The organism is Streptococcus oralis (genome assembly GCF_001588645.1).
In the GTDB taxonomy this organism is placed as follows: Bacteria; Bacillota; Bacilli; order Lactobacillales; family Streptococcaceae; genus Streptococcus; species Streptococcus oralis_AB.
In genome coordinates, this window is the sequence record NZ_LAYF01000003.1 from 245,387 (window position 1) to 263,450 (window position 18,064).

Sequence of the window (18,064 nt, forward strand, 5' to 3'; positions counted from 1 at the left end):
GTTATTTCAATCTTTCTTGTAAATCTCGTGCACGCTGTCGCACTTGTGCCTGTAATCGACCATGATATGGTTGCGGTAGGCGAAACCGCTAGTTCTTTGCTGTCACGTCCATAAACGGCACTCAAATCGCCGTAGCCGTCGTCAGAGGATGCGATTTGGTAGAGGTTGTCTGAAAAACAGAAATCTCGTGCGTACTACACACATCCTACTTCGAGATTGAAGGCTTCATGCGAGCTATGTCTTGTTACACTTACTATATATACACGACGCTACGCCAGTTTATTAATCATCAGGATTTTCTTCTAAACAATTTAAAAACTCATCAAATGATTTCGCAATAATAATTGAATTTTTTTTAAAATTAGCTTCTCTTGATATATTTTCACTCCATACATCCCTTACATAATAAATAATTTGCCGACTATTTTTTTCTAAACAGAGGTAATTCCCTCCCCAATCAAAAGCAAAAGGAATCAGATTTATAGGTAACTCATTAAGTTCCCATTCATTTATTGTTCTTCCTTCCAAAGTAAAATCTGGATCATCCTCAAACTGCTTAGAATATTTCATTGGAATGAAGTCGCGAATTTCAATATAGTCAAAATCGATAGTATCATTGACAAAACAAGAAAGAGTGGGAGTACCTCCATTCCATTTGAAGTAATGTGACTTGAATGAAGCTGGAAAAGATACTTCTAATTTTTTTTCAACTTCATTGAAATCATTTTCAGATAAATTTTTATCGCAATCATAAAAACTAAGCATAACAACCTCCTTTAACAATTTAACAAGCACCAGTTTTTTTCTTCTCCCTTTTCTTTTGGAGCGGTTTTCTTACCTCAATGTTATTTTTATAAATTTTGATTAGATTTCCCCTCTCATCATATTCATAAACAAAATCCATTACTTTATTATCATTACTATATTTCTCAAATTTGACTAATTTTCCATCTTTATAGAATCCAATATAATAAGATATATTCTCTTTGCTTTTGCGGATATTGTCTACCTTATCTAAATTGATTTCATCATACAATTTTGCAGGATGGTTATACTTAGGAAAAGTCATTCCTAAATAGTATCTAACAGTAAAATCATTATATTGAGTATTTTTTGTAAGTGGTTGTGACATTTTTAAAGCTCCTATCAAAAGCAAAATAGTTCCAATCATTCCAATCAGTAACTTTTTCATTTTACTTGCTCCAATTTTAAACCGTATTTTACAAAGCTATACTCTATAGTGTTTAAATCTTTATTGAATCAAGATTTCTAAAGGAGATATAGCTGTAAAATATTATATATACCGTATTGTTAAACCAAGACGGTACCAAAAAGGTACCAAAAATAAAGATTTCAGATCTTATAAACTTAAGAAAGTTGTATCAAGTATTTGGGCTTTTTTTATTGTCTTTTTGTAACAAAGTAACGTAGTCACTTTTAGTGTGGAATAGGTGAGATAAAAAAACAGTGTTTCGTTTTTGGTCAATGAAGTAAAGCAAAACATATTGGTCTATAATTTTTCCTCGTGAGGGATACTTGCTGTTAATCTTTACTCCGATTTTCTCATCAGCGTCAAAGCCTGCTTCAGGAAAAATCTCTAAACTTTTTAAGCTGTCTAAGATTTTAGCCACAGTATTTTTGGCGGATTGAGGGGATAGAAGTACCGTAGCTATATAGTCGTGTATATTGTCGATAGCTTCCTCGACCTCTTTTGAAGCAATCACTTTATAAGCCATAACGTACCCTCATATCGTCTAGGGAAGTTCCTTCGCCTGCCTCGTATTCTCTCAAGGCACGCTCAGATTGGGCTTGTAATTCTTCAATCAACTGTTCTCTATGTAGATCTTCGGCCGTCTTAATAGGCAAATCTTGCTCCAGGACTATTTGCTCCACAAATAAAGAAATAGCATCTGTCATTGTCATTCCCTTTTCTTTGATAATTTTTCGAGCTTGTTCCATAGTGGCTTCATTCAGTTTAAAATTGTATTGTTTCGATAAAGTTATAGCCATGATATATCTCCAATCTATACGTTATAGATTGATTATATACTAGATATAGACTTTAATCAAGAAAAAAAGTTCTGTTTAATGACAGAACTAAGTTATTTCAATCGGAGTCATATTGCGATATGTTTTGATAAAATCACGATAAATCAGATACTTTTTATAAGGATCAAGTAAGTCATTAAAGAGATTAATAACTCCAGTTTTAAATGTATCAATATCCTCAATAACAAGAAGAATATAAGGCGATTTTTGTATAAAGCCCTCTTGGGATGTGCGTTCTTATAAATCCGCTCATCCTTTTTTCAGACGACCCCAAGCGGTGTATTCGCCGTACCACAAGAGATTACCAGGAAAATCAGTCATCTCACGCGGAATGCCATTTGGTCGCAGTAGAAGTAGTGGGTTTGTTGGCGGTTTTCGCCGTCTTCGGTTGACCAATCTCGAACCTGTGCTTAAGGCTCGTAGGAATCCGGGAAACGAATCCAGTTTACTCTTCGAGGCCGTCTGAAGCTTCTCCGTCTTTCTTGAAGATTTTGACTTTAACCAATTTATTGAGGCTCGTCTCAATCTACAGCTTGCTTATTATTAATAATAGATTCTTTAGCTATATGTATTAGATCTTTATAATTTTCCATGAAAGGTTCTTCTAATGTGGATTCTAATAAGCATTCTAAGTCATATAATATTTTTTGCTCAGCTTCATCAATAATTTCATTATTTTCAACGAATTTAACAAGCCATTCAAAAAAAACTAATACTTCATAGTTGTTTAATTTAATAATATAGTCGTTGGACTCTTTTTTAATTTCCATAATATTATAATGCTCCTCGAGAAACTACATTTTGTAACTGACTGGTAATGAGATTGTTAAAGAACCAATATTTCAGACGACCTTAAAGAGGATAGTGAGGTCGTTTGAAAAACAGGAACCGCGTGCATGCGTATCGCGAAGACTTTACGTCGTGATTGGAGGTTTCATGCGGGCTATGGCTTGCTATTCACCCAACAATGTTTCTTTAAATAAGTTTTCAAGTGATTCATATAACATTTCCATTTCTGATGAATCATGATAATAAATAAAAATATGTCCCTGTTGATCCATTAAAATAGGATTGCCTGAACCATCATCTGATATTGCATAAAGTTTATTCATTGGTTGTTCATATAATTCTAAAAGTTTTTGAAATCCCTGAGTTAATTCGATAACTGTTTCTTTTCCAATTAATGTTGAATTATGGAAAGCATGGATATCCAAACCAGCGCTTGCGCCACCGAATTTTTTAATAAATCCAATGTAATCATCGTGAAATTTTATTCCTAAAATATTTTCAGCATGTTTGATTTCCTCACTACTAGCGGGTATCCCTTTAAGCTCAGGGTAATCTTGAAAATATTTAATAAGTAGATTCATTGTTTCTTGGCTAATCATTAAATACCTCTTCTTGATAATTCTTTTAAAGCTTGGTCGTACCAGAACTCGCGTTTCCATTGATTAAATTCTTTAAATTTAATTAATATGGAAGTCCTTTGGTTATGCTGTTTACAGCATATTCTTGAGTTATATTTGTTCATATAAAGTTAAATTCTTTTCTGTGCTTTTATATATATCTGTATAGAAATAAATTCTATTATCTTTTATCTCTTTCAGATAAACCAAGTCTTCGATACCTCCAATATACTCAATGGATAAATCATCTAAATTTAATATTGCAAGCCTAAATCCAACAAGGCAAAACCGTCTAATGAAAACTGGAATATATATTTTTCTATTGAAATACAACAAAGGCCCTCCAAACCCCTGTTCTTTAATAATAACATGACCGTTAATGGATAGACTTCCAACTAAGGGAGAACCTTGATTTACTTCCATCAATTCAAGGTAACTGACTTCCCATTTGTCAAAAAAACTTTTTTCTTGAAATTCTAAAGGGGTTTCATTCAAAATTTTTAACTTAGACATTTCTAACACTTTCCATTTCTTTTAATTTTTTTCGATTTTATTTTTTGAACTTCTTCTGAATGCACTATAAATTGTAATGATTCTCCTGGATACTTAAGACCCTGTGGACCAATAATACCAACTTTCATTTTTGTTCTTTTAGGCATAATACCTGATTTATAATCATGAAGAGGAGCACTTATTACTCATGTAGACTACACTTGTTAAAAAAAATAAGATTCAAAGTTCGTTATATTTTAATGGTAAGCATAAAGAATCCATGAAGCTTTTAGCTTTTTCAGAAACAAAAACTCCTAATTTATCCCCTGCACCATGATAAAAATCCGATTCATTATCAATAGCATAATCCCATTCTTGAGAAGATTTTTTATGAAATCTAATAAAATCATTAGCTTTTATCCACCACAAATTTGGCATTTTGTCTGCAATTGATTGATTGTGTCTACCTTTCTCAATTACATCATCAATGGAGTAATATTTTTCAAAATAATCTTCTGAAAGATTTTTCCAATCACACTTAATAATTTTATTTTTGACTGCAAGAATTGGAGTAAATCCAGTTAGTCCTGAAGTAAATAAAGAATCTTTAATTTTTTGGGAAACTATCAAGCTTCTGTTCGATACATAGGCCTCTGGTACATCAGGACCTAGTCGTTCAATATATATTTCAGGGCTAGGAACATTTCTAGTTTTTTTAGAGGCATGTCCTTCCCATAAAATATGAGCAAAATCGCCGTAAATATCAGTTTTTTCAGAAAGCGAGGAAAGATCGCTATAAACTTCAAATAATTTCATAATTATTACCTTTCACAAAAAATCTATTATTTTTTTCCAATTATAAAGGCAGTTGGCCCATTTCGTTTTATAAAGGCAGTTGGCCCATTTCGTTTATATTTCTAACATAATTTCTAGTTGCTCTAGGAATGTTGTGTTGTTTCAACATAACTTGTATTTGATCCATTATGTCAGATAATTTGAAATTAGGATTATTACTAAACCAAGTTTTCTATTGCTGGTTCCAACCTCTCCTATGTATATCATCATGTTTTTTTGCATCAATACGTACTATTTGCTGATCTATAAATTGCCGTCTTGCCTTTTTACTTTTAAGTCCACATTGTTCTAATTGAGCTACAAAATCTTCATCTTTAAGCATTTCTTGAGGAACAGTATGATGATCTCGCATCGCATTAGGCATTTGTGATCTTAAGCGGTGGTTTGGTTTTCTATCCAAACCTAAAGGATCTAGCCAATCTTGCCTATTAGGAGCGAACCAATAAAGATTTTCCCCGCCAGCTAATCCAATCGGGTTCTGATTGATGAAACGTCCAGTATCAGGCTCATAGTAACGAAAGAAACTATAATGCAGCCCGGTCTCTTCATCGAAGTATTGGTTCTGCAATCTAAACGGCTGATGTTCGTCCTTTTTCAGACGACCCCAAGCGGTGTGTTCGCCGTACCATAAGAGATTGCCGTAGATGTCGGTCATCTCGCGCGGTATGCCGATTTGGTTGCAGTGGAAGTAGTGGGTTTGGTTTTCGAGGTCGTTCCCACCTAAATCATGTGGGAATGACGTTTCTGAAGCTTCTTTGTTTTTTAGACGGCCTTAAATGTTTGAGGCCGTCTGAAAAGTTTTAGATAAGAGGTTTTGTTAGGTTTGGTAATCCAGCCTTGTCTATTATTCAAGTAATTCAGATATATTATTAATGAGGTCCGTAATATAAGGAACACAAACAATTTCCGAGTTAAAAATATCGCTGTTTTTAAGATGACAAATAATTTGTTTTCCGTCAAATTGAAAATTAGCAATTTCATCTTTTTGCCACGGTCGGTTAGGCTCAAAAACAATTAAGCTATAATAATTCTCTTCTTTGAACAGAGAAATTGAAAACACCAAATCTTCATTATCATTATCTCTATATAAATCAAAACTCTCCAAAGAATTATCCTTGAAAATAAATTTAAATTTATCATCACTATTATTATATCCACTGAAATCTCTAAAGTCCCCAATAATTTTTTTAAATAAATATTTATTCACATCCATGTCGCTTTTAACGACAACAAAATCACCTGAGTTCAAATGCACTTCTAAGGTATCATCTGAGGATAGCCCAATATTAATTACAGTAAATCTTTCATCATTAGGGTTTGGATTTTCGACATATAACTCCCCTTCTCCACATATAAAAGGTAACTCGCAAGTTATATTTAGATAACCTACTTTAGGGTCATATTCAATCGAACTCTCATTAATATGAATTATTTCTTTCACAATCAACACCTTCCATGCTTATTATATTTATGAAGAACCTTCCAAGCTGCATCCAAACGCATTCGGTCAGTCCCAGCCATATTACGGACAGCCCTCAATTCTTTGCGTACGTCATCAAAAATCTGAGGCGTCAATTTTTATCATTCCCAAAACTTTATTTCCTCTTGTCTCAGGGAAAGAAACACTATTTGCACCACTTCTTTTCAAAATATCAAAAATACCGGCACGACAATTTGTACACATACCAACAGGTTTAGAACCACTAGAACGGAATTCGCCGGTAATATTACCAATTTGTACATCTTTCCCTGTTAATAATCCTCTTCGAGAAAAATCATTTAAACCATTAATTTCAGCATGGCCAGTTCTTGAACTGTGGTAAGTTTCACTAACTCCACCCGCCGAAATTGTGGCACTTGCACCATTCATATCTCCCCAAAGACCCAATCTGTCTATCCACATTTGAGCATTCGGCGCGAATCGATACAGATTCTCCCCGCCCAGCAACCCAATCGGGTCCTGATTCACAAACCGACCCGCATCAGGCTCATAATACCTGAAGAAGTTGTAATGCAGTCCCGTTTCACGGTCGGCATACTGGTTTTGAAGCCGGAACGGTTGGTATGCGCTATCCCTTACCTTGGTTTCCTCTTTCAGACGACCCCAGCCAGTATAGTTGCCGAACCACAAAAGGTTGCCGTCCTTATCGGTCATCTCACGCGGGATACCGAGGTCGCAGTGGAAGAAGTGGAAGAAGTGGGTTTGTTGTCTACTTTCGCCGTCTGCGTTGATGTGGTTTTGATAGGCGAAACCGCGTGCGTGCGTACCGCACATATCCTACGTCAGGACTGAAGGTTTTATGTTAATTATTAAGTGTTTTGAATAAAGAAAATACCTGCTTGACTTCCAGATAGAAGTTTTTTCTTAACATTTTGGTCATAATAAAAATAACCAATACCATTCTGAAAAATATGTAACTTTTTATCTATATCTTCTTCTAATAATTGCAAGCAAAAATTAAACTTAGGAGAAGGATATATTATATCTTGTTCAAAATAAGGATTGCCAAAAATTTTGGATACATCCAATCCCATCCCATTATCTTCAAAGAATAAATGTTCATTTTCATTGTATTTCGCATCGGCTTCTTTATCAACTTCATCAAGTCTTTCAAAAAATTTTCTTTCCAAAGAAATACTTCCTAAATCTTGCTTGCCGATATCTTGTTCCCTTTCATAAAGAACAGCACAACTAAAACCATCATTTAGTAAAATTAAATCATCCTGACAATTAACAGTATATTTAGATGAAATAGAGTCTTTTACTCCTCCCAGTGCATGCTCCTCTATGGAAATAAAAACAGAGATATAATAATTTCTACGAGGAAATACATTTTCAGGTAAAAAGTCAGAATAAAGAGTAAACAGATGCGTTTGATAGTCATCAGAATTTGGAACTTTAGGCCATAATTCTAACGGAATATGGTCAGCTCCTCCTCCAATATAACCGATACTATGTGACGTTTTAGAAGAAGTAAAAAGTAATTTTGACATTTAAATTTCCTTAATAGCATTTATTTTTTAGTAAATTTTATTGCCTGTTAGCGCATTAGGAGCAAACTGATACAGATTGTCTCTGCCTGAAAGCCCAATCGGATCCTGATTCACAAACCGCCCCGCATCAGGTTCGTAATAGCTCATCAGGTTGTAATGCAGCCCCGTCTCACGGTCGCAATACTGGTTTTGCAGGCGGAAGGATTGATATGCGCTATCAGTTACCTTGGTTTCCTCTTTCAGACGGCCCCAGCCGGTGTAGTTGCCGAACCACATCAAATTGCCGTCCTTGTCGGTCATCTCTCTTGGGATGCCGATTTGGTCGCAGTGGAAGTAGTGGGTTTGTTGTCGGTTTTCGCCTTCTTCGTTGGTCCGGTTGTGGATCTGTGCCAAGGGTTCGTAACTGTCGGGATCGGTGTAGATATAGGTATACCTGCTGTCCGGTTGGATTTCTTGCGGTAAATGGCTGCCGTCCCAAACGAATCCAAGTTCCTCTTCGAGGCTGTCTGAGAAGCAGAAGCCGCGTGCGTGTGTACCACGCAGACTTTACGTCGGGATTGGAGGTTTCGTACGGGCTACGGATTGCTAATTTTGGTTCGATTCCTGATATTTTGTTATATCAGAAATAGTGATATCTTCATTATTAAACATATCATCCCAAATTTGCTTATAAAGTTCTTTTGCGGTCATTTGTTGAGGTATTTCAAAGGCTGCGTCGGTACTAGGAAATTGGTCATGTAGTCGTTCTTCTGTCCAGAAATTTAATCCAAATCTCAAACTTTCTTTAATTCTGAATTGGGTTGATATTGTAAAATTTTGATACTCGGGGTACAGATATTCTTTGACTAATCTCTTTACACTATTTCGATTAACCAAATTCAGACCTGATAAGTCTTCAAGTTTGCTATCTATACCTTCGTGTAATAGTCCAAGAAAAAGTCTGATATATTCAGGACTGACTTTATACTTTTTATTCATTTAAATTTCCCCCGAATTGAAACTAATTGACCAACTTTATTGAATATGGCTTGTACTTGAGATGTTTGGATTAATGGTCCTCTTTATTGGAATTCAATCCAAACTATAGTAGACTGAACTCAGTTCAACCTACGTTTACTTATTGCTATTCATATATTCGTGATGCATTCAAAATATCTGCTAACATACTCCAATTTAAAGTTTTGTCGTTATATTCTCTCACACCTATATTTTTATAGTATCCATCCATATCTTCAATCCAATTTTTCATGGCTTCTAAAAAGCTATCTAGTGTATTATTTTCAAAATCTTCTGTATGAATTTCAGTAATGAATTCTTTTAAAAAAACTAGAAAGTCATCTCTATTTTTAATTTCCATAATATAGTCCTCCTCGAACAATGTCTTTCATACGGCCTCAAAAGAGATATTGAGGCCGTATGAAAATATAAAATTACTTTTTCGTAGCACGAATTTTTTTCAACCCATTCTCTAAAATAGTAACTTTCTCGGGAGGAGTTCCCCTATCCAAAGCATTCCACCAGTTATTTACTGGTTTAACAAATAATTGGAATCCTTCATCGGTTACATTGGATTTTCGGATGATCAAATCTTCTTTGATAGAGCCATCCTCGTTAAATGGGTCAATATCAACAAGTAAGTTATTGTTTTTGAGAAACGTCATAAGTGCAATAGACATTCTGATAATATCTTCACGATAATCTTCATCAGCATTTGCTTCCCAAAATGTCCGAAAATTAAATAGTGTTATATCCATGATAATCTCCTAAGGTAATCGAATAATTTCGGATATTCCGTCAACATGAACTAAGCTTTATAGTTGCCATCCCACAACAGATTGCCGTGGATGTCGGTCATCTCTTTTGGAATACCGATTTGGTCGCAGTGGAAGTAGTGGATTTGTTGGCGGCTTTCGCCGTCTTCGGTTGACCAGTCGTGGACTTGCGCCAAGGGGTCGTAGCTGTCGGGATCGGTGTAGATATAGGTATATCTGCCGTCCCAAACGAATCCGGTTTCCTCTTCGAGGTCGTCTGAAAGACAGAAACTACATAGGAACGTACTGCGCTCACCACGCCAGAATTAAAAATTTTATATATGTTACGCCTTGCTGGCGTTGGTAACACAAACTACGCTTGCAGACTACATTTACAATAAATCAATGATGTCCAAAGCTAAAATATCTTTTTTTGTGAGCTTTTTCCTGTCTTTATGCCTTAGATTTAATTTTACATTTTTGAATTTTATATTATCTATAAAAGAAAATTGATAAATTTTATTCTCTGTTTTATTAAAAATATACCCATAATATTTATTTTCATAGGTAGAATTTTCAACAAATTCTAGAAAGTAAATAACAGAATGTGGAGGAAAATGTTCTATTACGGCTTTTACCAAGTTTCTTTTTTCAGAATGTACATATTCATTAGTATCTAAAATATCTTCTAATAAGATTTCATTTGATAAATTTTGTGGTTCCATAAAAATCCTTATTTTTTATATGCGGTAATTACACGGCGTAGTATACCCCTACGTTTAGCACCTTTTTGACAACTGCCACACATAGGTCTACTTGCAGCCATTGGGCGTTGTAGCTGTAGTTTGTGGTGTAACCAACAAGAGAGAAATTTGGTAGAGTTCGCCTGAAAGTATGTTTTCAGACGAACTCTACATCAATCAGTAATGAAATTGTTAAAGAATCGATAGCTCAGACGCCTTCAAAGAAGGTTTAGATGTCGCTTAAAAAGTAGAAGCCGCGTGTATGTTACGCACATACCCCATACCATAATTAAAAGTTTCATACAAGCTACAGTTTGCTTTTTTCATTCGAAAGAAAATTTTAACATTTTTGATAACCGATTTATAAAATATAGAATTGCCAAATGTTCATCTTGGTAACAATATTCTTCGGTTCTTAATCCTCTTTCAGAATAGAATATATGCCATTTTTTATTTTCTGCAACAATACATAATGTTTCATCATTTACTTCATTGATTGAGTAACTATCTTCTGGTACTCCTTTATTTTTAAGATATGAATTCAATTCATTAATTTTTAACATTTTCCTATTTTCACCTCTTCCAGATGCCAAGATTCTATATGATTTAACAGATTTTGGTAATTCATACTGTGTCCCTAATCCAATCTCTCCGAACAACGGCATAATTTTACTTGCAGTTACATTATCAATTGGTTTCAGTACCCTATATATGGTATAAGGCTTTTGATTAGAACCAGGAGGTAAGGCTCTCATAGGATATGGTGTTCCTAGTTGCCGAGCCACAGCAGCTTACCGTCCTTATCGGTCATATCACGTGGGATGCCGATTTGGTCGCAGTGGAAGTAGTGGATTTGTTGTTAGCTTTCGCCGTCTTCGGTTGACCAGTCGTGGACTTGCGCCAAGGTTTCGTAAGAACTGAAGGTTTATGCGGGCTACGGCTTGCTTGATTCACCCCATGTTTACTCAGGGATTTATACGCTAGCTTGGTTAGTTTTTTATTTTAACTATTTGTTTTTATGTTTATGTTTGGAATTCTGCTTTTCATTATGTATATCAGTGAGTAGGTTAGTAACAGACATCCCATTTTTTTGAGCAAGTAGAGCCCATTTTTCCGCTTCGTCTAATTTGTTTTTGTCTTTACTGTCTTGGTAATGATCAAAGAATATATAGGCCAAATCATATTGTGCTTGAGTATTACCTAATTCGGCTGATCGAATTAACCAAAATATAAATTTATCATTGTTAAATTCATAAAAAGCAAAATAATTAGCTAATTTTGATGCTGCTTGACTATTGCCAGAGGAAGCATCAATTTTTAACTTTTCCAGATCAGTTTTAGAAATATACATACTGTCATTTATTGAAATGTTGGCATTAGATTTCATGACTCTATCCTTTCAATTTGATAGGATCCTGATTTACAAACTGCCCCGCATCAGGCTCATAGTACGTGAGGAAGCTGTAATGCAGCTCTGTCTCACGTTCAGCGTACTGGTTTTGCAGGCGGAAGTGCTGGTACGCGCTATCCGTTACCTTGGTTTCATCTTTCAGACTACCCTAGGCGGTGTATTCGCCGTCCCACAACAGATTGCCACTGATGTCGGTCATCTCTTTTGGAATACCGATTTGGTCGCAGTGGTAGTAGTGAGTCTGTTGGCAGCTTTCGCCTTCTTCAATGGTTCAGTTGTGTACCTGTGTCAAGGGTTCGTAGGAATCCGGGTCGGTGTAGAGATAGGTATATCTGCCGTCGAGCTGTGCGACCAGTTGGTAAATGCCGCAGCCGGAATCGACTTCGGCGAACAGCAACCGTGCGCCGAAGTCGGGAGAGGTTATTTTGTAGAGGACGTCTGAAAATATAAAATTACTTTTTCGCAGCACGAATTTTTTTCAACCCATTCTCCAAAATAGTAACTTTCTCGGGAGGAGTTCCCCTATCCAAAGCATTCCACCAGTTATTTACTGGTTTAACAAATAATTGGAATCCTTCATCGGTTACATTGGATTTTCGGATGATCAAATCTTCTTTGATAGAGCCATCCTCATTAAATGGGTCAATATCAACAAGTAAGTTATTGTTTTTGAGAAACGTCATAAGTGCAATAGACATTCTGATAATATCTTCACGATAATCTTCATCAGCATTTGCTTCCCAAAATGTTCGAAAATTAAATAGTGTTATATCCATGATTATCTCCTAAGGTAATCAAATAATTTCAAATAATTCATCTGAAGGTGACGGAAGTGAGGCTGTGCGTCGCATTCGGGTTAGGCGATTTGACAGAGGTCGTCTGAAAGGCAGAGACCGCGTGCGTGCATACCGCCCACCCTCTACGTCAGGACTTAAGAGTTTATGCAGGCTACGGCTTGGATTTAAGCGAGCGACAGCTTCTCAATCCTCATTAGCAAAAAATTCATAAGTATCTATCTCCTCTTTTACGAAGACTATAACAACTTTACCTTCAGGTATCTTTTTTGGGACATGCCACCTATGGAAATACCTAAAGTGGGAAATGTAATATATGCTTTTCCATCAATGCAATCATATTCTTCTTTTAATTTTTTAATATTTTCAGGCTCAAAAAGATTTAAATTATCAAATATTGGATTCAGATGTTTACTACAAATAATGCTAACTAATTTATTATTTTTATATTCTAATGTGCAGGCATCTCTATATTCAGAAGTAATTTTAAGAATGTTATCTTCTATAACCTTTGCTGCCTTTCCATATTTAGCAATAATTTGCTCCATCGTATTTCCAAGTTGAAAAAAACGATTACCTAAATCTATGCCTTTAAAAGGAATAATTTTAACTTCATTCACTTGCATTTTCCAATGACCTTTCTTAGTTTAGATGCTTGATATTTAGTGATTAATTTCTGTCTAACAGCTTCTCGCACCATCCTTCTCAATCTCTTATCATATTTATCTATAAATTTCCTCTTAGTCTCAATAATATCCATCTCCATAGCCAAATCCCATCGACCTTGAAGGATAAATTGTCTTTGTTGCGCTCTCCAACGACGAGCAGTAGTTGAACTCCCTGTACTTGACATGCCTCTATGATCTGCTTTATCCATATGATACGCCGGTGCAGAACCATAAGATGGTCTATTTGGTAAATCTTTATATGCTCCCCAAGCTGGAGAGTGATTAGTTTCTCCTCCTTTATGGCTCCCTCTGTCTCCTCTGTAAGTTCCTCTACGTGCTAAACCTAAAGTATCAATCCACCCAATAGAATTCGGTGCAAACTGATATAAATCATCTCCACCAAATAACCCCATCGGCTCCTGATTCACAAACCGCCCGGCCTCAGGCTCATAATACCTGAAGAATTTGTAATGCAGCCCCGTCTCACGGTCGCAATACTGGTTTTGCAGGCGGAAGGATTGATATGCGCTATCAGTTACCTTGGTTTCCTCTTTCAGACGGCCCTAGCCGGTTTAGTTGCCGAACCACAACAAATTGCCGTCCTTGTCGGTCATCTCTCTTGGGATGCCGATTTGGTCGCAGTGGAAGTAGTGGGTTTGTTGTCGGTTTTGTCGTAGGTGTAGGCTAAGGTATGACCCAGCGCGTTGGTGAGAATAAATTATTTAAATACACTATACGTCGCCAATATAACACTTAGCTCCCAAGAATAGTCATCGATATATTCCATAATAATCTCATCACTATACGGTTCATAACAAGATTTAACCAAATTCACATCCAAACGAAGAATTTCTTTTCCATTAACCCATAAATCTTTACTCTTAGCAGATAATTCAGAGAAATCTTTATGTTCTTTAAGCTTTTTGAAGGCTTTCAGATTAGTTAATTGTCTAATTCCCAAAAAATTAGAATCAGATGAGTCAGTAGAAATGCAACTCATTGAGTTTATCTCATTAATTATCGCATCCTTCAGATATGCTGCTGGTGACATAATATTATCAAGACGATTAATACATTTATTGAAAAAATCTTTATCGCCATCCCAACTTTTACTGATTTGCACTCCAAAAGCTAATGGGCTTACCACCCAAGCATCATCATCTGCTCTAGGTAAAGAAATTATTAAATAGCATGTTTGAGAACCTTCTTTATGTTCTATACAATATATGTACATATAGACTAAATGTTCATCATCAAGCTCTTTAATATGTACATATAGACTAAATGTTCATCATCAAGCTCTTTAAACCAAGATTTATATTTTCCAGAACATTCTGGATAAAGCTTGAAGCCATTATCAATTAGAAATAAATTTAAATTCTTCACATTATTATTAAAGCTCATCTTACATTCCTATAATTATTAAAAAAAGTGCTTTACTACCAAAAGCCCACGGGATATTACCTTTTCTCATTTTTTCTAGTAAAGGCTTCATCTCTGGGGCCTTAGATGGATCATCTATAACGTTTATCATATACCCTAATTTGCTGTTCTTTAGGACATTTCTCTTTAGGATTTGCTTTTAATCTTCTTCCTTCTGTTCCTCCAGCAAATATTTCATTGGCACGTTTATCATGATACTGTCTAATAAAAAATCAAAAGTTCCATTTCTTTAATACTAAAGAATCAAACCAACTATTTATATTTGATGAGAATTCATAAAGGTTGTCCCCACCCATCAATCCAATCGGGACCTGATTCACAAACCGAACCGCATCAGGCTCATAATACCTGAAGAAGTTGTAATGCAGTCCGGTCTCTTCATCGAAGTATTGGTTTTGCAGTCTGAACGGCTGATGCGCATCGTTGTAAACCCTTTCATTCTTTTTCAGACGGCCCCAGGCGGTGTATTCGCCGTACCAAAGGAGATTACCGTGGATGTCGGTCATCTCTCTTGGGATGCCGATTTGGTCGCAGTGGAAGTAGTGGGTTTGTTGGCGGTTTTCGCCTTCTTCATTGGTCCAGTTATGTATCTGTTCCAAAGGTTCGTAGGTGTAGGCCCAAGTCTCTTTCGTGCCGTCTTTTTTGAAGATTTCGGCTTTAACCAGGTGGTCATGCAGATCGTAGAAGTAGTTCTGCACTTCGCCGTCGGTATACGATTATTTAGTAAAGCCAATTTCTTTGATCAATTTATCAATTAAATCATTTAGATTAATTTCCTTTGGAACTTCAAGTTTAATATTATTACAAAAATTAAATAATAGTTTGAATAAATATTCTCTATCATTTATATTAGGAATATGTGGTGTTATTTGTATATTCTCCTTTATAAAGTTACCAAAAAGAAATTTTTTACTATTTTTTAATATAATTGGTTTTAATAAATCTCCATTTCTATTAAATATTTCATAGAAATTTTGTTTGATATCGTCTGGTTCTAAATATAATTCTGCATCTTTGATATTGGCAAACAAACTAATATCTCCATTATCATTCACAATAATTGGCATATCCATCTTATTTTCTCAATTATTTAAAATTTAATTTAAGTTTTATTTCATTACAGTGGTCGTCTGAAAAACAGAAAACGCGTGTGTACCGCACACACCATACGTCAGTATTGGAGGTTTCATACGGGATACGGCTTGTTTACGTTGGGAATGGAGGCTTTATACGAGATACGAATTACTAATTTCTAAGTTAGATATTTAATGTTCCCATCTGGGTATTTTCCCTCCCATTTATAAGGAAAATAATTTTCTTTATAACACTTGATTATTGATTCAATAAAATAATCAGCCTTATCAAAAGCATAGTATTTTATAAGTAATTCTATATCGCACATTACCTCCTCCATAAAATAAACATAAATATTATTTTCCGCATCTAAATTATCAATTCTTTTACTCAATATAGTGAATATTTTTTCAATAGCTATACTGATCTTTTCTCTACCGCTCGAGGAGAAGTATACTTTGTTGATATTCCTTATATACATATCTTTTAATCTACCATAATAATTTTCATCAAGTAAATTTTTAATCTTCTGTTCTTTAGTATTTTTTTCTAAATCCAAATTTAGAAAGATTTTTTCAACATACTCTATATTCTCTACATTTATAGGCACATCTTCTCTACTAGGAAGTTCCTTTATTTTATTTGAAAAGTATGTAAGTATTTGATCTTTTCCACTAAGCAAAACTTCCATTTCTTTAATTAAGCTAGATTGATCATCTGGAATTAATTTTACAAATAAATCAATCAACTCAGTTCTTCCTTGAATATCAATATCCGAATCATTAATACTTCTAAATATAAAATCCTGTGCTTTACCTATTTCATTTACTTTAATATATTTTTTTATTAGCTCTATCTTTTTCATTTTAACACTTCCTTGATGATTTAATATAGCGAGTCCATGTAGTAGGTTTTAATTTAGCGGACGAGTTGGTTTTCTAAATCGCATTGGTAATATTGGTTTTCGACATTGGGCAGCTGGCGGTAGATCAGGTTATCCAGTTTGTGGATGAGAAATTTTTAAAAGGACGAATGTTTCAGACGGCCTCAAAAGCGATATTGAGGCCGTCTGAAAATATAAAATTACTTGTTCGCAGCACGAATTTTTTTCAACCCATTCTCCAAAATAGTAACTTTCTCGGGAGGAGTCCCCCTATCCAAAGCATCCCACCAATTATTTACTGGTTTAACAAATAATTGGAATCCTTCATCAGTTACATTAGACTTTCTAATAACAATATTTTCTTTAATAGAACCGTCCTCATTAAAAGGATCAATATCTATGAGTAAATCATTTTTTTTAAGAAAATTCATTAATGAAATAGTTGATTTTATAATACCTTCTTTATAATCAATATCGTTACTTCTGTTCAATAATAGTTGGTGATCAAATAAAACAAAATCCATAATATTATCTCCAATGATAATCGGATAATTTCAAATAATTATTCTTCTTCTAAGACCATACGATTAAAACAGTCATACAAATCTTCTCCGACTAAATACATATTTTGCATCTTTACTTCTTCAGGCATTTGTACACCAAATTCATCCAAATAATCTTCTTCATCCCATTCATTTTCATGATCCCAATAGAAAATTTGCCCAATTCTTTCTCCTTGAGTACATAGACAAATCAAATCACCAAATTCATTACTTGATATTGGTAGAAAATTATCTGGTATTCTATTTTTGTATTTTTCAAGCCTTTCACTAATTTGGGAGTTTTTTTGGTAGTTTATATTTTCACCATAAAAAAAACCTAAATCTCCACCACTCCATTCGATATTACCACCTACAGGAATATCGTCATCAGGATAACAATATTCAGGCAAATCACTATATGGGGTTAACTTAAATTCTTTTATAAATCCTGTCTCTCCACCAAATAATTCAAGATAATCCAAATAATCTGAAAATTCTTCTTTAGTAATATCTAAAAATTTAGACATTGATTTTCTAGATGTAGGAATCAGTGGTTCAAATGTAAACCTTTGAACTCCACCCATTTTCTCAACTAAACTCTTAATTTTCATTTTCATTACTCCTTTAAGTTATAATTTGTCAAATAATCAACATTTCTTCTTAGGTCGTTTATTGCGCATAGTACATGTATGTATTCCGCATATACGTTACATTAAAACTGAAAATTTCATGTAGACTTAGAATTGCTTAAATCAGGGAGGATAATAGGTTTGTAACTAAGTACTTTATCAGCTATTTCCTCGGAGCTCATGTTTGTCCAATATATATAATCTGATATATTTGGATCTGTGACCAAATTTTCTAATTTTTCAAGAAATACATCTTCATCCTCTTCTGAGCCTTCAAAATTTCTTAACTGATCAATCAGTTTGATTAAATATAATCTATCCAACATAATG

General features: G+C 34.6%; 33 protein-coding genes and 1 pseudogene. 1 reads left to right on the forward strand and 33 read right to left on the reverse strand.

Annotation, left to right across the window (positions count from 1 at the left end; translation table 11 throughout):
- Positions 1 to 282: 282 nt before the first annotated feature.
- The 22 genes and pseudogenes from A0739_RS02690 to A0739_RS02780 form a co-directional block, all read right to left on the reverse strand.
- The gene (locus A0739_RS02690; RefSeq protein ID WP_061586975.1) at positions 283 to 765 is read right to left on the reverse strand and encodes an SMI1/KNR4 family protein; all 483 of its coding nucleotides are present in this window, start codon (positions 763 to 765) and stop codon (positions 283 to 285) included.
- A 19-nt stretch (positions 766 to 784) separates the two neighbouring features.
- On the reverse strand, positions 785 to 1,192 hold the full coding sequence (locus A0739_RS02695; RefSeq protein WP_061586976.1) for a hypothetical protein: 408 nt from the start codon (positions 1,190 to 1,192) through the stop codon (positions 785 to 787).
- Positions 1,193 to 1,382: 190 nt separating this feature from the next.
- Positions 1,383 to 1,736, reverse strand: coding sequence for a type II toxin-antitoxin system RelE/ParE family toxin (locus tag A0739_RS02700; protein WP_061586977.1), 354 nt, complete (start codon positions 1,734 to 1,736; stop codon positions 1,383 to 1,385).
- Entirely contained in the window at positions 1,726 to 2,010 is a 285-nt protein-coding gene (gene relB, locus A0739_RS02705) for a type II toxin-antitoxin system RelB/ParD family antitoxin (protein ID WP_033629679.1), read from the reverse strand. The genes A0739_RS02700 and relB overlap by 11 nt, the downstream gene beginning before the upstream one ends.
- A 288-nt stretch (positions 2,011 to 2,298) precedes the next feature.
- Entirely contained in the window at positions 2,299 to 2,370 is a 72-nt protein-coding gene (locus tag A0739_RS10835; protein WP_196755707.1) for a hypothetical protein, read from the reverse strand.
- 200 nt (positions 2,371 to 2,570) lie between these two features.
- On the reverse strand, positions 2,571 to 2,819 hold the full coding sequence (locus A0739_RS02710; RefSeq protein WP_061586978.1) for a hypothetical protein: 249 nt from the start codon (positions 2,817 to 2,819) through the stop codon (positions 2,571 to 2,573).
- Between the two features lie 183 nt (positions 2,820 to 3,002).
- Complete coding sequence (locus A0739_RS02715) at positions 3,003 to 3,437, reverse strand: SMI1/KNR4 family protein (RefSeq protein ID WP_061587127.1); 435 nt, start codon at positions 3,435 to 3,437, stop codon at positions 3,003 to 3,005.
- Between the two features lie 129 nt (positions 3,438 to 3,566).
- The gene (locus tag A0739_RS02720) at positions 3,567 to 3,968 is read right to left on the reverse strand and encodes a hypothetical protein (RefSeq protein ID WP_061586979.1); all 402 of its coding nucleotides are present in this window, start codon (positions 3,966 to 3,968) and stop codon (positions 3,567 to 3,569) included.
- A 219-nt stretch (positions 3,969 to 4,187) separates the two neighbouring features.
- Entirely contained in the window at positions 4,188 to 4,763 is a 576-nt protein-coding gene (locus A0739_RS02725) for a hypothetical protein (protein ID WP_061586980.1), read from the reverse strand.
- A gap of 211 nt (positions 4,764 to 4,974) precedes the next feature.
- Positions 4,975 to 5,484 (reverse strand): annotated as a pseudogene (locus A0739_RS10415) (RHS repeat domain-containing protein); the annotation flags it as partial.
- A 162-nt stretch (positions 5,485 to 5,646) separates the two neighbouring features.
- Complete coding sequence (locus A0739_RS02735) at positions 5,647 to 6,243, reverse strand: hypothetical protein (RefSeq protein ID WP_061586981.1); 597 nt, start codon at positions 6,241 to 6,243, stop codon at positions 5,647 to 5,649.
- 114 nt (positions 6,244 to 6,357) lie between these two features.
- On the reverse strand, positions 6,358 to 6,957 hold the full coding sequence (locus A0739_RS10770; RefSeq protein WP_330996802.1) for an RHS repeat-associated core domain-containing protein: 600 nt from the start codon (positions 6,955 to 6,957) through the stop codon (positions 6,358 to 6,360).
- A 155-nt stretch (positions 6,958 to 7,112) separates the two neighbouring features.
- On the reverse strand, positions 7,113 to 7,796 hold the full coding sequence (locus tag A0739_RS02745; protein WP_061586982.1) for a hypothetical protein: 684 nt from the start codon (positions 7,794 to 7,796) through the stop codon (positions 7,113 to 7,115).
- Positions 7,797 to 7,823: 27 nt separating this feature from the next.
- The gene (locus tag A0739_RS02750; RefSeq protein WP_196755700.1) at positions 7,824 to 8,189 is read right to left on the reverse strand and encodes an RHS repeat-associated core domain-containing protein; all 366 of its coding nucleotides are present in this window, start codon (positions 8,187 to 8,189) and stop codon (positions 7,824 to 7,826) included.
- Positions 8,190 to 8,381: 192 nt separating this feature from the next.
- A complete protein-coding gene (locus tag A0739_RS02755) occupies positions 8,382 to 8,774 on the reverse strand; it encodes a hypothetical protein (protein WP_061586983.1) in 393 nt (130 codons plus the stop codon).
- Between the two features lie 145 nt (positions 8,775 to 8,919).
- The gene (locus tag A0739_RS02760; RefSeq protein WP_045615755.1) at positions 8,920 to 9,153 is read right to left on the reverse strand and encodes a DUF7660 family protein; all 234 of its coding nucleotides are present in this window, start codon (positions 9,151 to 9,153) and stop codon (positions 8,920 to 8,922) included.
- Between the two features lie 73 nt (positions 9,154 to 9,226).
- The gene (locus A0739_RS02765; RefSeq protein WP_061586984.1) at positions 9,227 to 9,550 is read right to left on the reverse strand and encodes a hypothetical protein; all 324 of its coding nucleotides are present in this window, start codon (positions 9,548 to 9,550) and stop codon (positions 9,227 to 9,229) included.
- 50 nt (positions 9,551 to 9,600) lie between these two features.
- Positions 9,601 to 9,651, reverse strand: a complete 51-nt coding sequence (locus A0739_RS10580) for a hypothetical protein (RefSeq protein ID WP_231082569.1) — start codon at positions 9,649 to 9,651, stop codon at positions 9,601 to 9,603.
- 288 nt (positions 9,652 to 9,939) lie between these two features.
- Complete coding sequence (locus A0739_RS02770; RefSeq protein ID WP_061586985.1) at positions 9,940 to 10,272, reverse strand: hypothetical protein; 333 nt, start codon at positions 10,270 to 10,272, stop codon at positions 9,940 to 9,942.
- A gap of 341 nt (positions 10,273 to 10,613) precedes the next feature.
- Positions 10,614 to 11,075 (reverse strand): TNT domain-containing protein, encoded by a 462-nt coding sequence (locus A0739_RS10420; protein ID WP_196755702.1) that lies wholly within the window; start codon positions 11,073 to 11,075, stop codon positions 10,614 to 10,616.
- Positions 11,060 to 11,143 (reverse strand): RHS domain-containing protein, encoded by an 84-nt coding sequence (locus tag A0739_RS10775; RefSeq protein WP_330996807.1) that lies wholly within the window; start codon positions 11,141 to 11,143, stop codon positions 11,060 to 11,062. Before A0739_RS10775 ends, A0739_RS10420 begins: the two co-directional genes overlap by 16 nt.
- Positions 11,144 to 11,296: 153 nt before the next feature.
- On the reverse strand, positions 11,297 to 11,677 hold the full coding sequence (locus tag A0739_RS02780; protein WP_061586986.1) for an SEL1-like repeat protein: 381 nt from the start codon (positions 11,675 to 11,677) through the stop codon (positions 11,297 to 11,299).
- On the opposite strand from A0739_RS02780, the gene A0739_RS10850 reads away from it, so the two are divergent.
- A complete protein-coding gene (locus A0739_RS10850; RefSeq protein WP_462217735.1) occupies positions 11,658 to 12,143 on the forward strand; it encodes a hypothetical protein in 486 nt (161 codons plus the stop codon). The genes A0739_RS02780 and A0739_RS10850 overlap by 20 nt on opposite strands.
- A 10-nt stretch (positions 12,144 to 12,153) precedes the next feature.
- Here the strand turns inward: A0739_RS10850 and A0739_RS02790 are convergent, their stop codons facing one another.
- The 11 genes from A0739_RS02790 to A0739_RS02840 all read right to left on the reverse strand — a co-directional run bounded on the left by A0739_RS02790 (position 12,154) and on the right by A0739_RS02840 (position 18,060).
- Positions 12,154 to 12,477, reverse strand: coding sequence for a hypothetical protein (locus tag A0739_RS02790; RefSeq protein WP_061586988.1), 324 nt, complete (start codon positions 12,475 to 12,477; stop codon positions 12,154 to 12,156).
- 257 nt (positions 12,478 to 12,734) lie between these two features.
- On the reverse strand, positions 12,735 to 13,115 hold the full coding sequence (locus A0739_RS02795) for a CTP synthase (protein ID WP_155718963.1): 381 nt from the start codon (positions 13,113 to 13,115) through the stop codon (positions 12,735 to 12,737).
- Positions 13,112 to 13,720 carry an RHS repeat-associated core domain-containing protein gene (locus tag A0739_RS02800; protein WP_082243790.1) on the reverse strand — a complete coding sequence of 203 codons (609 nt, stop codon included), beginning with the start codon at positions 13,718 to 13,720 and terminating at the stop codon, positions 13,112 to 13,114. Before A0739_RS02800 ends, A0739_RS02795 begins: the two co-directional genes overlap by 4 nt.
- Before the next feature lie 15 nt (positions 13,721 to 13,735).
- Complete coding sequence (locus A0739_RS10780; protein WP_082243801.1) at positions 13,736 to 13,885, reverse strand: RHS domain-containing protein; 150 nt, start codon at positions 13,883 to 13,885, stop codon at positions 13,736 to 13,738.
- Positions 13,882 to 14,397, reverse strand: coding sequence for a hypothetical protein (locus A0739_RS02810; RefSeq protein ID WP_061586992.1), 516 nt, complete (start codon positions 14,395 to 14,397; stop codon positions 13,882 to 13,884). The genes A0739_RS10780 and A0739_RS02810 overlap by 4 nt, the downstream gene beginning before the upstream one ends.
- A 421-nt stretch (positions 14,398 to 14,818) precedes the next feature.
- On the reverse strand, positions 14,819 to 15,304 hold the full coding sequence (locus A0739_RS10600; RefSeq protein WP_082243791.1) for an RHS repeat-associated core domain-containing protein: 486 nt from the start codon (positions 15,302 to 15,304) through the stop codon (positions 14,819 to 14,821).
- Between the two features lie 18 nt (positions 15,305 to 15,322).
- Positions 15,323 to 15,679, reverse strand: coding sequence for a hypothetical protein (locus A0739_RS02820; RefSeq protein ID WP_033629686.1), 357 nt, complete (start codon positions 15,677 to 15,679; stop codon positions 15,323 to 15,325).
- Between the two features lie 179 nt (positions 15,680 to 15,858).
- Positions 15,859 to 16,545, reverse strand: coding sequence for a hypothetical protein (locus tag A0739_RS02825; protein ID WP_061586994.1), 687 nt, complete (start codon positions 16,543 to 16,545; stop codon positions 15,859 to 15,861).
- Positions 16,546 to 16,763: 218 nt separating this feature from the next.
- Positions 16,764 to 17,087, reverse strand: coding sequence for a hypothetical protein (locus tag A0739_RS02830; RefSeq protein ID WP_061586995.1), 324 nt, complete (start codon positions 17,085 to 17,087; stop codon positions 16,764 to 16,766).
- A 38-nt stretch (positions 17,088 to 17,125) separates the two neighbouring features.
- Complete coding sequence (locus A0739_RS02835; RefSeq protein WP_061586996.1) at positions 17,126 to 17,716, reverse strand: SMI1/KNR4 family protein; 591 nt, start codon at positions 17,714 to 17,716, stop codon at positions 17,126 to 17,128.
- Between the two features lie 116 nt (positions 17,717 to 17,832).
- Positions 17,833 to 18,060, reverse strand: coding sequence for a hypothetical protein (locus A0739_RS02840; RefSeq protein WP_061586997.1), 228 nt, complete (start codon positions 18,058 to 18,060; stop codon positions 17,833 to 17,835).
- Positions 18,061 to 18,064 lie beyond the last annotated feature (4 nt).

Bases quoted from the DNA above. Each gene is read 5' to 3' on its own strand.
- A0739_RS02690 (WP_061586975.1), bottom strand. From the start codon at position 765: ATGCTTAGTTTTTATGATTGCGATAAAAATTTATCTGAAAATGATTTC.
- A0739_RS02695 (WP_061586976.1), bottom strand. From the start codon at position 1,192: ATGAAAAAGTTACTGATTGGAATGATTGGAACTATTTTGCTTTTGATA.
- A0739_RS02700 (WP_061586977.1), bottom strand. From the start codon at position 1,736: ATGGCTTATAAAGTGATTGCTTCAAAAGAGGTCGAGGAAGCTATCGAC.
- relB (WP_033629679.1), bottom strand. From the start codon at position 2,010: ATGGCTATAACTTTATCGAAACAATACAATTTTAAACTGAATGAAGCC.
- A0739_RS02710 (WP_061586978.1), bottom strand. From the start codon at position 2,819: ATGGAAATTAAAAAAGAGTCCAACGACTATATTATTAAATTAAACAAC.
- A0739_RS02715 (WP_061587127.1), bottom strand. From the start codon at position 3,437: ATGATTAGCCAAGAAACAATGAATCTACTTATTAAATATTTTCAAGAT.
- A0739_RS02720 (WP_061586979.1), bottom strand. From the start codon at position 3,968: ATGTCTAAGTTAAAAATTTTGAATGAAACCCCTTTAGAATTTCAAGAA.
- A0739_RS02725 (WP_061586980.1), bottom strand. From the start codon at position 4,763: ATGAAATTATTTGAAGTTTATAGCGATCTTTCCTCGCTTTCTGAAAAA.
- A0739_RS10770 (WP_330996802.1), bottom strand. From the start codon at position 6,957: ATGACCGATAAGGACGGCAACCTTTTGTGGTTCGGCAACTATACTGGC.
- A0739_RS02745 (WP_061586982.1), bottom strand. From the start codon at position 7,796: ATGTCAAAATTACTTTTTACTTCTTCTAAAACGTCACATAGTATCGGT.
- A0739_RS02755 (WP_061586983.1), bottom strand. From the start codon at position 8,774: ATGAATAAAAAGTATAAAGTCAGTCCTGAATATATCAGACTTTTTCTT.
- A0739_RS02760 (WP_045615755.1), bottom strand. From the start codon at position 9,153: ATGGAAATTAAAAATAGAGATGACTTTCTAGTTTTTTTAAAAGAATTC.
- A0739_RS02765 (WP_061586984.1), bottom strand. From the start codon at position 9,550: ATGGATATAACACTATTTAATTTTCGGACATTTTGGGAAGCAAATGCT.
- A0739_RS02770 (WP_061586985.1), bottom strand. From the start codon at position 10,272: ATGGAACCACAAAATTTATCAAATGAAATCTTATTAGAAGATATTTTA.
- A0739_RS10850 (WP_462217735.1), top strand. From the start codon at position 11,658: ATGTTGGCATTAGATTTCATGACTCTATCCTTTCAATTTGATAGGATC.
- A0739_RS02780 (WP_061586986.1), bottom strand. From the start codon at position 11,677: ATGAAATCTAATGCCAACATTTCAATAAATGACAGTATGTATATTTCT.
- A0739_RS02790 (WP_061586988.1), bottom strand. From the start codon at position 12,477: ATGGATATAACACTATTTAATTTTCGAACATTTTGGGAAGCAAATGCT.
- A0739_RS02810 (WP_061586992.1), bottom strand. From the start codon at position 14,397: ATGTACATATATTGTATAGAACATAAAGAAGGTTCTCAAACATGCTAT.
- A0739_RS02820 (WP_033629686.1), bottom strand. From the start codon at position 15,679: ATGGATATGCCAATTATTGTGAATGATAATGGAGATATTAGTTTGTTT.
- A0739_RS02825 (WP_061586994.1), bottom strand. From the start codon at position 16,545: ATGAAAAAGATAGAGCTAATAAAAAAATATATTAAAGTAAATGAAATA.
- A0739_RS02830 (WP_061586995.1), bottom strand. From the start codon at position 17,087: ATGGATTTTGTTTTATTTGATCACCAACTATTATTGAACAGAAGTAAC.
- A0739_RS02835 (WP_061586996.1), bottom strand. From the start codon at position 17,716: ATGAAAATTAAGAGTTTAGTTGAGAAAATGGGTGGAGTTCAAAGGTTT.
- A0739_RS02840 (WP_061586997.1), bottom strand. From the start codon at position 18,060: ATGTTGGATAGATTATATTTAATCAAACTGATTGATCAGTTAAGAAAT.